The 11015-nt window shown below is 73.4% G+C and carries 12 protein-coding genes; 4 read left to right on the forward strand and 8 right to left on the reverse strand.

What is annotated here, in order from left to right:
- The 7 genes from pheT to infC all read right to left on the reverse strand — a co-directional run.
- A partial coding sequence (gene pheT / locus L0B03_RS08240; RefSeq protein WP_250445333.1) for a phenylalanine--tRNA ligase subunit beta occupies positions 1–1966 on the reverse strand: 1966 nt, incomplete at its 3' end.
- The gene (gene pheS, locus L0B03_RS08245; RefSeq protein WP_250445334.1) at positions 1966–3030 is read right to left on the reverse strand and encodes a phenylalanine--tRNA ligase subunit alpha; all 1065 of its coding nucleotides are present in this window, start codon (positions 3028–3030) and stop codon (positions 1966–1968) included. The genes pheT and pheS, both read right to left, overlap by 1 nt.
- A 256-nt stretch (positions 3031–3286) precedes the next feature.
- The gene (gene thpR / locus L0B03_RS08250; protein ID WP_250445335.1) at positions 3287–3934 is read right to left on the reverse strand and encodes an RNA 2',3'-cyclic phosphodiesterase; all 648 of its coding nucleotides are present in this window, start codon (positions 3932–3934) and stop codon (positions 3287–3289) included.
- 23 nt (positions 3935–3957) lie between these two features.
- A complete protein-coding gene (locus L0B03_RS08255; protein WP_250445336.1) occupies positions 3958–4857 on the reverse strand; it encodes an RNA methyltransferase in 900 nt (299 codons plus the stop codon).
- Between the two features lie 31 nt (positions 4858–4888).
- Positions 4889–5275: a 50S ribosomal protein L20 gene (gene rplT, locus L0B03_RS08260; protein WP_250445337.1), complete on the reverse strand. Its 387-nt coding sequence runs from the start codon at positions 5273–5275 to the stop codon at positions 4889–4891.
- A gap of 66 nt (positions 5276–5341) precedes the next feature.
- Complete coding sequence (gene rpmI, locus L0B03_RS08265; protein ID WP_250445338.1) at positions 5342–5536, reverse strand: 50S ribosomal protein L35; 195 nt, start codon at positions 5534–5536, stop codon at positions 5342–5344.
- Between the two features lie 75 nt (positions 5537–5611).
- On the reverse strand, positions 5612–6355 hold the full coding sequence (gene infC, locus L0B03_RS08270; protein ID WP_250445339.1) for a translation initiation factor IF-3: 744 nt from the start codon (positions 6353–6355) through the stop codon (positions 5612–5614).
- A gap of 244 nt (positions 6356–6599) precedes the next feature.
- On the opposite strand from infC, the gene L0B03_RS08275 reads away from it, so the two are divergent.
- The 4 genes from L0B03_RS08275 to L0B03_RS08290 all read left to right on the forward strand — a co-directional run bounded on the left by L0B03_RS08275 (position 6600) and on the right by L0B03_RS08290 (position 10301).
- Positions 6600–8102: a catalase gene (locus L0B03_RS08275; protein WP_250445340.1), complete on the forward strand. Its 1503-nt coding sequence runs from the start codon at positions 6600–6602 to the stop codon at positions 8100–8102.
- Positions 8103–8165: 63 nt separating this feature from the next.
- Complete coding sequence (locus tag L0B03_RS08280; protein ID WP_250445341.1) at positions 8166–8546, forward strand: DUF1844 domain-containing protein; 381 nt, start codon at positions 8166–8168, stop codon at positions 8544–8546.
- A 52-nt stretch (positions 8547–8598) separates the two neighbouring features.
- The gene (locus tag L0B03_RS08285) at positions 8599–9534 is read left to right on the forward strand and encodes a hypothetical protein (RefSeq protein ID WP_250445342.1); all 936 of its coding nucleotides are present in this window, start codon (positions 8599–8601) and stop codon (positions 9532–9534) included.
- Positions 9531–10301: a S1C family serine protease gene (locus tag L0B03_RS08290; RefSeq protein WP_250445343.1), complete on the forward strand. Its 771-nt coding sequence runs from the start codon at positions 9531–9533 to the stop codon at positions 10299–10301. Before L0B03_RS08285 ends, L0B03_RS08290 begins: the two co-directional genes overlap by 4 nt.
- Before the next feature lie 78 nt (positions 10302–10379).
- Here L0B03_RS08290 and L0B03_RS08295 read toward each other — a convergent pair.
- Positions 10380–11015: SseB family protein (locus L0B03_RS08295; RefSeq protein WP_250445344.1), on the reverse strand; the 636-nt coding region annotated here is incomplete at its 5' end.

Below are 11015 nucleotides of genomic sequence, written 5' to 3' on the forward strand. Positions count from 1 at the left end.
TCAGGACCGCCGCCACGTGCCGGGGCTGCGCGGGCACGGCCTGCTCGAGGCGGTCGAGCTCCTGGTCCGTGGGCCGGACCCCACCGGGGAGCTGGGGCGCCCCGCCCGCCTCCGGGCTCGGCAGGGTGACCAGGCCGGTCTCGGAGATCGCCAGGTCGGTCAGACCTCGCCCGACGTTGCGGCGCACCGTCTCCAGGAGAGTCACCACGAGGTTGGTCCGCATCTCGGGCTGCTGCTCGGAGATCGGGTTCGCCAGCCGCAGCGACCGGCGTCGCGGGTCCTGGGCCGGGAGCCCGAGCTCGTCGTGCTGGTGCGGCCCGACGAAGGGGTAGCTCAGCGTCTCGACGTAGCCCGCCTCGGCCAGAGCCCGCGCGACGGCGCGCCGGGCACGCTGCCCGTCCGAGAGGCCACGACCGGCCGGGGCCACCGGGAGGACCGAGGGCACGGCGTCGTAGCCCTCGAGACGCGCGACCTCCTCGACCAGGTCGACCGGCATGGTCAGGTCGGGCCGCCAGGTCGGCGGATGCACACTCACGGTGCCCGTCCCGCCGGCGACGTCGTGCGGGGAGCTCACCGTGCAGCCGACGGCCTCGAGGGCACCGATGACCTGCTCGGGGCCGTAGGGCACGCCGACGAGCTGGGCGGGCAGGCCCAGGTTGAGCACGATCGCCGGCGCGGGGACCGTGCGGTTCACGTCGGTCAGCTCGGCGTCGGCCACGCCACCACCGTGCTCGACGAGGAGCTCGACCACCCGCCGCACGGCGACCCGGGCCAGCTCGGGGTCGACACCGCGCTCGAAGCGCTTGGCGGCCTCGCTCGGGATGCGGTGCCGACGTGCGGACCGGGCGACGCTCACGGGGTCGAAGTGCGCCCCCTCGACGAGCAGGTCCGTCGTGCTCCCGGCCACCTCGCTGTCGGCCCCGCCCATGACGCCGGCGATCCCCAGCACCCGGGCCCCGCGACGCCCCTCCGGGCTGTCGGTGATGAGCAGGTCCTCGGGGTGCAGGGCGCGCTCGGTGCCGTCGAGGGTCGTCAGATGGTCCCCGTCACGGGCGCGACGCACGACGACCGGTGCGGCGACCTGCGCGAGGTCGTAAGCGTGCAGCGGCTGCCCCAGGTCGAGCATCACGTAGTTCGTGACGTCGACCGCGAGGGAGATCGGCCGCATCCCGGCCTGGGTGAGCCGGCGCTGCATCCACGCGGGAGACGGACCCGAGGCGTCGACCCCTCGCACGACCTGGGCCACGAACCGGTCGCAGCCGGGCGCGTCGTGGATCGGTGCCGCATCGTCCACCTCGACCGGGAAGCCGTCGGCGCAGGGGCTCTCGTCCTGCGGGACGAGGGCGGCCCGGTCGGTGAAGCGGGCGCCCGTCGCGTGGCCGTACTCGCGGGCCACCCCGCGCATCGAGAAGCAGTAGCCCCGGTCGGGGGTCACGTTGATCTCCAGGACCTCCTCGCCCAGCCCGAGCAGGCCGCGGGCGTCGGTCCCCGGCAACGCCTCGAGCCCCATCTCGGCGAGCACGATGATGCCCTCGCGGTCCTCGCCCAGGCCGAGCTCGCGCGACGAGCAGATCATGCCGTCCGAGACGTGCCCGTAGGTCTTGCGGGAGGCGATCGCGAAGGGGCCGGGCAGCACGGTGCCCGGCAGCGCGACGACGACGTCGTCCCCGACGCCGAAGTTGTGGGCCCCGCACACGATCCCGCGCGGCTCGGGCCTGCCGTCCTCCGCGGTCCCGTTGTGCGCGCCGACATCGACCCGGCACCAGTTGATCGTCTTGCCGTTCTTCTGCGGCTCGGGGGTCAGCTCGACCACCCGACCCACCACGAGGGGACCCGACACCGCAGCCGGGTGGAGGGCCTCCTCCTCGAGGCCCACCCGGACGAGATCGGCCGCGAGCTGCTCGGCCGTGGTCCCTGCGGGGACCTCGACGTGCTCGGCGAGCCAGGTCAGCGGGATGCGCGGCATCAGATGGTCCCCTCGAACTGGAGGGTGAAGCGCGCGTCGCCCTCCACCATGTCGTGCATGTCAGCGATCCCGTGACGGAACATCAGGGTGCGCTCGATGCCCATGCCGAAGGCGAAGCCGGAGTAGACCTCCGGGTCGACGCCGCAGGCGCGCAGGACGTTCGGGTTGACCATGCCGCAGCCGCCCCACTCGACCCAGCCCGGGCCCCCCTTCTTCTGCGGGAACCAGAAGTCCATCTCGGCGCTGGGCTCGGTGAACGGGAAGTACGCGGGTCGCAGCCGGGTCCGCGACTCCGGACCGAAGACCGCGCGGGCGAAGTGGTCCAGGGTCCCCTTGAGGTGGGCCATCGTCAGACCCTTGTCGACCGCCAGGCCCTCGACCTGGTGGAAGACGGGCGTGTGGGTCGCGTCGAGCTCGTCGGTGCGGAAGGTCCGCCCCGGGCAGGCGATGTAGACCGGCAGGTCCCGGTCGAGCAGGGCGCGCGCCTGGACGGGCGAGGTGTGCGTCCTGAGCACGAGGCCCGAGTCCGCTGCGGGGTCGCGCGGGTGCTCGACGAAGAAGGTGTCCTGCATCTGCCGTGCCGGGTGGTCCACCCCGAAGTTGAGCGCGTCGAAGTTGAACCACTCGGCCTCGACCTCGGGCCCCTCCGCGATCTCCCAGCCCATCCCGACGAAGTGGTCGGCGATCCGCTCCGACAGCAGCTCGAGCGGGTGGCGGCCGCCCCGCGCCGAGCGCTCGGCGGGAAGGGAGACGTCGACCGTCTCCTCGACCAGGACGCGGGCGTCCCGCTCGGCCTCGAGCTCGGCCTGGCGCGCGGCGAGGGCAGCACCGACCCGCCCACGGGCGGGGCCCAGAAGACGGCCCGCGGCCCCCTTGTCGGCACCCTCCAGACCACCGATGGCTCGGTTGGCCAGGGCGAGCGGGCTGCGGTCACCGACGTGGGCGAGCCGGGCGGCCTTGAGCTCGTCGAGGTCGCGGGCCGCCGAGAAGGCGGCTGCGGCCTGAGCCACGGCGGCCTCGATGCCGTCGGCGTCGAGCGGGGACAGGGGCGAGGAGGAGGACATCCGGACCTTCCGACACGGGGCGGGCGGTCGAGCGCGCGGCACTCGACCAGCTGGGGAGTCTAGTGGCGCCCGTCCGCGGGCCCTGGCGTCGTCGGACCGCCGAGCTGCCTCGGCAGGATGACGAGCGCGACCATCAGTCGCGCAGCCCGCGCACGGGCCGCGGAAATCGTCCGCCGGTGACGCCGGGGACCAGGCGGGTCGCGATCACGCTGACATCGTGCCACAGCAGGGGTCTGTCAGGCGTGCGTGGCGGCGGTCACGGAACGGCACCTCGGCCGCAGACCACGGCGCGCAGCGGGGTGTAGAGCGGGCCACCGTGCCGCCCCGCACCCGGCTGCGAGCTCATCAGCTCGACCTGGTCGACCGTCCACGAGGGGCCGCGGTAGAGCGACATCGCCGCCACCAGCGACTCGGCGGCGCCGGGTCCCGGTTCCGGCGCACCGCGCGACAGGTGCCCGCGTCGCCCCGAGCGACCCCGGTCCCCCGCCCCGCGCGAGACCCTTCCCACCGTGAGGTGCGGACGCGACCGGACGCGCACCTCGGGAGCTGCGCCTGCGGACTCCCCGGACCGTCGGGCCGCGGCGATGAGGCCGTGCATCCCCTCGAGGTCACCACCGACCCCGACCCAGAGCGTGCGGTGGGAGAAGACCCCGGCGCCGCGGAGGTCGAGCGCCACGGGGGCGACCTCGTCCATCTCCTCCTCGAGAGCGACGGCGAGGTCGTCGCTCGCCCCGTCGGAGAGCTCGCCGTAGAAGGCCACCGTGACGTGCCGGTTCTCCGGGGCCGACCAGCGGATCGGTCCCGGGCCGCCCGCGGTCGGCAGGGATGCCGCGACACCGTCCAGCGCGAGGCTCAGGTGGTCGAGCACGTGCCGGGGCGGTCGCACCGCGAGGAAGAGACGCACCCGGCGAGCCTCCCACGGGTCGGTCAGGCCCGGCGTGCCCGCGCGCTGGCGTACAGGCAGAGGGTGGCCGCGGTCGCCAGGTTGAGCGACTCGGCGAGCCCGTGGATGGGCACCCGCACCGAGGAGTCCGCCAGGGTGAGCTCCTGCGGGCTCAGGCCGCGGGCCTCGTTCCCGAAGAGCCAGGCCGTGGGTGCTGTGAGGTCGGGAGGTACCCCGTCCCCTCGACCCCCCGGCCCCCGGGCCTCGGCACGGTGCTCCGGGCGCCCAGGACCGATGCCCTGGTCGCTGCCGGGGGGAGGCACGCGGTCGAGGAGGTCGTCGACGTCGTGCGTCCCGTCACCCGTCGCGGCCAGCACGGCGAGGCCTGCGTCACGCAGGGCGGCCACGGCCTCCTGGACGCTCAGGCCGGTCACGACCGGGAGGTGGAAGATCGAGCCGGCGCTCGAGCGGACCACCTTGGGGTTGTGCAGCTCGACACTCTCCCCCGCGAGCACCACCGCGTCGGCGCCCGCGGCGTCGGCAGCACGGATCACGGCGCCCGCGTTGCCCGGGTCGCGCACGGTGGCGAGCACCGCGACGAGGGCCGGGGCTGCGGCGAGCACCCGGCCGAGGGTCTCGGTGAGCTGCTCGACCACCGCCACCGCACCCTGACCGTCGGGGCTCATCGCCTCGAGGACCTCGGGGGTTCCGGTCCGCACCTGGACCCCGCCCTCGTCCGCAGCACGCACCAGGTCCGGATGGCGGTCGGCCGCAGCACGGCTCAGGTAGAGCTCACGGACGGCCGCGGGGCAGCAGCGCAGGGCCTCACGCACACCCTGGGGGCCCTCGACGAGGAAGTGACCCGTCCGGCGACGCGACGAACGCCCGGCCAGAGCCTTGACCGCCTTGACCCGCTCGGCGCGGGGGTTGGACAGCTCGGGCACGGACCGGGCGCTCGTCGTGGGGTGCGTCGGGTCAGGCCGCCGCGGAGGGCGCGTTGACGTCAGCCGGCAGCGCGTCCTTCGCCAGCTGGACCAGGGCCGCGAAGGCCGGGGCGTCGTTGACGGCCATGTCGGCCAGCACGCGACGGTCGACCTCGATGCCCGCGAGCTTGAGGCCCTGGATGAGGCGGTTGTACGTCAGGCCCTGCTCGCGCGCGGCGGCGTTGATCCGCTGGATCCACAGCCGACGGAAGTCACCCTTGCGCGCCTTGCGGTCACGGTAGGAGTAGACGAGCGAGTGGGTGACCTGCTCCTTGGCCTTGCGGTAGAGCCGCGACCGCTGACCGCGGTAACCGCTCGCGCGCTCGAGTGTCGTCCGGCGCTTCTTCTGGGCATTGACTGCCCGCTTCACGCGTGCCACGTGGTGCTCCTTGGGTTTCGGGGGCTCAGGGGGTGAATCCGGGGCGCGCGTCGCGCGCCGCAGGGCTCACTTGCCGAGCAGCTTCTTGATCTTGGGGGCGTCGGCCGGCGAGACGACCTGGTCCATCGCGAGACGACGGGTCCGGCGGCTCGACTTGTGCTCGAGGTAGTGCCGGGCGTTCGTCTGCTCGCGCATCAGCTTGCCGCTCCCGGTGATCCGGAACCGCTTCTTCGCGCCACTGTGCGTCTTGTTCTTCGGCACTGGTGTGCTCTCTTCCTTCTGGTCACCCCGGGGCAGGGGTGAGGTGTCGCGCCGGCCGGTGGGCCCGTGCGGTGGTCAGGACTGGGTCTCGGCGGCCGTGTCCGCGGCAGCGGCGTCGTCCTTGGCCGCGGCAGTCTCCTGCGCGCGACGACGCTGCTCGTTCTTGGCGTCCGCCTTCTTCTTGGTCGGGCCGAGCACCATGGTCATGTTGCGCCCGTCCTGCTTGGGCATGCTCTCGACGAAGCCGAGCTCGGCGACGTCGTCCGCGAGGCGCTGGAGGAGCCGCACGCCCATCTCGGGGCGGGACTGCTCACGACCGCGGAACATGATCATGACCTTGACCTTGTCCCCCGCCTTGAGGAACCGCTCGACGTGGCCCTTCTTGGTGCCGTAGTCGTGCGGGTCGATCTTGAGGCGGAAACGGATCTCCTTGAGGACCGTGTTCGCCTGGTTGCGGCGAGCCTCACGGGCCTTCATGTCGGCCTCGTACTTGAACTTGCCGAAGTCCATGAGCTTGCAGACGGGCGGACGGGCGTCCGGGGCGACCTCGACCAGGTCGAGGTCGGCCTCCTGCGCCAGCCGCAGGGCGTCCTCCACGCGGACGATGCCGACCTGCTCGCCGTTGGGGCCGACCAGGCGGACCTCGGCGACGCGGATCCGATCGTTGATGCGGGGCTCGCTGATGTGCTGCTCCTCGTGCTCGTCGGGGTGACCACCGACAACGAAGAAGGCCTCCGCTGCTGAGCACGCGCGGAGGCCTGACAGGTCCGAGAGCGACGCAGGACGTCGCCAGCACCAGGGCACCGAGGCGCCCTGCATCGGACCGGACCCGGAACCTGTCGCCGCGTGAGCGGACGGTCGGCGCCTGGGTGGGATCAGCTCCACTTGTGCACTGATGGCACGCGCCGAGGCGCACGACACCAGTCGGTCGGGGTCAAGAGTAGCAGGCTCGCCCCGCGACGCGCGGCACGGTGAAGGAATACTTGAACGCTTCCAGAATAACCTGCGATGATCACAGCCGCCCCGGCCGACCGGCGGGGCAGCAGGACGAGGAAGGAACACCGTGACCTCACCGTTCACGACCACCGACGCAGGGGCGCCCGTCGCCTCCGACGCCCACGCCCGGACCGTCGGGCCTGACGGCCCGATCGTGCTGCACGACCACTACCTGGTGGAGAAGCTCGCGCAGTTCAACCGCGAGCGGGTGCCCGAGCGGGTCGTGCACGCCAAGGGCGGTGGCGCCTTCGGGACGTTCACCACCACCGAGGACGTCAGCCGGTACACCCGCGCCGCCCTCTTCCAGCCCGGCGCCCGTACCGAGACCCTCGCCCGGTTCTCGAGCGTGGCCGGCGAGCTCGGCTCCCCCGACACCTGGCGCGACCCCCGGGGCTTCGCGCTGAAGTTCTACACGACCGAGGGCAACTACGACCTCGTCGGCAACAACACACCGGTGTTCTTCATCCGGGACGGGATCAAGTTCCCCGACTTCATCCGGTCCCAGAAGCGACTGCCGGGCTCGCACCTGCGGGACAACGACATGCAGTGGGACTTCTGGACCCTGTCCCCCGAGTCGGCCCACCAGGTGACGTGGCTCATGGGCGACCGCGGTCTGCCCTCCTCGTGGCGTCACATGGACGGCTTCGGATCGCACACCTACCAGTGGATCAACGCCGAGGGCGAACGCTTCTGGGTCAAGTACCACTTCACCACCGACCAGGGCATCGACAACCTCACCGCCGAGGAGGCCTCGCAGCTCGCCGGTTCCGACGCCGACATCCACATCCGTGACCTCCACGAGGCGATCGAACGAGGCGACCACCCCTCCTGGACCCTCCACGTCCAGGTCATGCCGTACGCCGACGCGGCGTCCTACCGGTTCAACCCCTTCGACCTCACCAAGGTGTGGCCGCACGCGGACTACCCGCTCATCAAGGTCGGCACCCTCGAGCTCGACCGCAACCCCGAGAACTACTTCGCCCAGATCGAGCAGGCCACCTTCGCGCCGTCGAACTTCGTCCCCGGTATCGCAGCGAGCCCGGACCGGATGCTCCTCGCCCGGATCTTCTCCTACGCCGACGCGCACCGGTACCGGGTGGGCACCAACCACGCGCAGCTGCCCGTGAACTCCCCCCACGCGGCGCCCGTGCACAGCTACTCCAAGGACGGCGCAGCCCGCTACTCCTTCGCCGCCGCCGACGTCCCCGTCTACGCGCCCAACTCGCGCGGCGGCGCCCACGCCGAGCCCGGGCGCGCCGGCGAGTCGGGCGGCTGGGAGTCCGACGGCGAGCTGGTGCGGACCGCCGCGACCCTGCACGCCGAGGACGACGACTTCGGCCAGGCGGGGACCCTCTACCGCGAGGTCTTCGACGACGCCGCACGTGCCAGGTTCCTCGAGACGATCACGGGGCACGTGGGCGGGGTCCGCAGCGCGGACATCCGTGAGCGCGCCGTGCAGTACTGGACCCAGGTGGACTCCGGTCTGGGCAGCTCCCTGCGCGCCGCCCTGTCGGCCTCGGCCCCGGTCGAGACGGGACAGCCGGCGACCTCGGCCCTGCCGGTCGAGTGACTCCTGCACCGGGGGGCGGGCCGCAGGCGTCGCCGGCCGCCCCCCGGTGAGAGGATCGTCCTCATGAGCAACGAGTCCGAGGCCCCCTCCCCTGCCGTCGACGAGGACCCCGCCGCGCTGCGGGACATCGCCGAGGTCCCTGCGGTCGAGGTGATCACCACGGCGGCGGTGCACCTCATGAGCGCCGCTGCCGTCAAGTGCGGCCTGGGCCCCGACACCGAGGCCGGCCCGGGGGCGGACCTCGCGGACCTGGACGAGGCCCGCAAGCTGATCACCGCGCTCGCAGCGCTCATCACGGCGGCCGCCCCGGAGATCGGCAACCAGCACGCCCGCTCGCTGCGGGACGGCCTCCGTTCCCTCCAGCTCGCCTTCCGCGAGGCGTCCCCCTTCCCCGACGCCCCCGGCGAGGGGCCCGGCGAGGCCTGGACCGGGGCCGTCAGCTGAGACAGGGAAGCATCTGCGGTCGCCCGGGGGGCCTACTCCCTATCCTGGTGGGATGACCGACCCGTCCTCACCGCAGCGCGGTGCCACGGCTGACCTCGACGAGCAGGTCACCGCGCCTCGGCCGCCTGTCGACGCACCGGCAGCGACCGCCCTGGACGACGAGCCGTCGCAGCAGGAGCCGGCGGGCCCCGCGCGGTCGTGGACCCCGGTCGACGACGCCGCCGGGGACGAGGTCGAGGTGACCACTCCCGGGGCCGAGCCCGAGCCGTCGGCGCCGGCCACGGTCCGGCACGCACCCGAGACGGACCCGACGACCCACCCGAGCCCTCCCCCTGGCACCGAGTCCACGTCGACCGCCGCCCAAGGCCCCGTCGCGGCCGACCTGCCCGCGGCAGACGAGGCGTCGGTCCTGGGCACCCCGCCGGCTCGACGGCGCACCGACGGGCGTGCCGAGCCCGCGCACAGCACCAGGTCGGGACGACCGGTCGGACGACGCATCGCCCTCGCCCTGCTGGTGCTGGTCACGCTCGCGCTCGTGGCGCTGGCGGTGCACCTCTACCGGACCTCCGAGGCCTGGGAGGACCGGTCGGCGGACTACCTGGAGGCTGCCGAGGTGATCGGCGAGGACCTCGCCGCGAACCGGGCCGAGCTCACCGGCACCCGTGCCGAGCTCGAGGCGGTGCGCTCCCAGCTCGGCACGGCCCAGGAGCGGATCGTCGAGCTCGCCGACGAGAAGGCCCAGCTCGGTGACGACCGGGAGGCGCAGCGCCAGCTCGTCGACTACCAGCAACGCGTCAGCGAGGCGGCCGGGCAGGTCGCCCTCGCCCTCGACCAGTGCGTGCAGGGCCAGCAGGAGCTGATCGGCTACCTCGCCGACGCCGAGGAGTACGACCCGGACGCCCTCACGGCGTTCGAGTCCGACGTGGAGGTGCTCTGCCAGGCAGCGACCGAAGCGAACATCGCCCTGCAGCGCGAGCTCGGTCGATGACCCTCGATCGGTCGCGCGGCGTCGGGCGCCGCCTCGCGGTGGTCGCCGTGGTGCTGCCTCTGGCGGCAGGCTGCGCTGTCGTCGAGCAGGCCGCGGAGGACTTCCCCCGCATGCCCGGGCCCGAGGTGACCGAGCTGGTCCCCTCCGAGCCGGCTCCGGCAGACGTCGCGGGTTCCGACACCTTGTCGAGCGACGGGTTCGACGCCGTCCGCCAGATGGCCGTGCGCATCCGCAACGTCGGCTGCGGTTCCCTCTCGACCGGGTCGGGCTTCGCCATCGACGCGACCACGCTGATCACCAACAAGCACGTCGTGGCCGGCTCGGCCGAGCTGCAGGTGCAGACCTACGACGGCCGGGACGTCGACGTCACGGCCTCGACCACCGCCGACCTCGCCGACCTCGCCGTCGTGCGCACCGACGAGGAGCTCAGCAGCTACCCCGAGCTCGCCGGGGCCGATCCGGTGCGGGGGGACGCCGTGACGGTCGTCGGCTACCCCCAGGGAGGGCGGCTCACGGTGACCCAGGGCCAGGTGATCGGCGAGACCACCGACCCGCTCAACGAGAACCTGGGCGAGGTCCTGGTCACCGACGCCGCCGTCGAGCCCGGCAGCTCGGGCTCGGCGGTGCTCGACGAGGGTGGTCGCGTGGTCGGGGTCGTCTACGCCAAGAGCGCCGCCGGGCAGAGCTTCATCGTCCCGGTCAGCACCCTCGAGAGCCTGCTGGCCGACGACGCCGCTTTCGTCCCTACCGAGACCTGCGCACCCTGATCCTGACCCCGGCCTCGCCCGAGGACGGGCGGGAGCAGGGTGGGGCGACGGCGGCAGCCCCCCTGGACCTGGGCCGGGTCATCCCGCCGGCACGACCGTCATCTCGAGGGAGTCCACCTGGGCACCGAGGGTCTCCTCGGCGGCGAGCGCCCCGTTGACCTGCGCCAGGACGGCGTCCAGGCCTGGACGGTCCAGACCTGGAGCGAGGCCGAGGACGAGGGCGACCTCGGCGCGTCGGCCCGGCTCGGCACGGGCCGTCAGCACCGCCGGCACACTCGTCGCCGCCCGAGCGAGGGCCTCCCCGACGTCACCGCGGACCTGCCCGTCGACCACGGCCGGCTCCCACGCCAGGCCCAGGGCCAGGGCGCGGACCGCCGGTCGGGGCACCACCACCGGGGACGAGCCGCCGGGGTCGACCACCAGGATCTCCCAGCCCTCCTGGATCGCTGCCGCAGCCGCCCGCGGTCCCTCGGCCGGGACCGGGCGGGCTCCCGGGTGCCACGTGGCCATCGCCGCAGAGCCCGAGAAGACCGGCAGGGCCGTGCGGCCGTCTGGCGCCTGGAGCGCGACGATCCCGGTCGATGCCTCCTTGTCGACCTCCAGCCCTGCCACGCCGGCCCCGGAGACGCCGAGCTCGGCCATGACGGGCACCAGCACCCGCGCCGCCGCGAGGGCCCTGACCACGGCCGGGAGCCTGAGCGCGCCGTCGGGCTC

It is taken from the genome of Actinotalea sp. C106, from assembly GCF_023630195.1.
Classification (GTDB): Bacteria; Actinomycetota; Actinomycetes; order Actinomycetales; family Cellulomonadaceae; genus Actinotalea.

Coding starts and splice junctions, on each gene's coding strand:
- L0B03_RS08285 (WP_250445342.1), top strand. CDS start 8,599: ATGACCGACCCGTCCTCACCGCAGCGCGGTGCCACGGCTGACCTCGAC.
- infC (WP_250445339.1), bottom strand. CDS start 6,355: ATGCAGGGCGCCTCGGTGCCCTGGTGCTGGCGACGTCCTGCGTCGCTC.
- L0B03_RS08290 (WP_250445343.1), top strand. CDS start 9,531: ATGACCCTCGATCGGTCGCGCGGCGTCGGGCGCCGCCTCGCGGTGGTC.
- L0B03_RS08280 (WP_250445341.1), top strand. CDS start 8,166: ATGAGCAACGAGTCCGAGGCCCCCTCCCCTGCCGTCGACGAGGACCCC.
- pheS (WP_250445334.1), bottom strand. CDS start 3,030: ATGTCCTCCTCCTCGCCCCTGTCCCCGCTCGACGCCGACGGCATCGAG.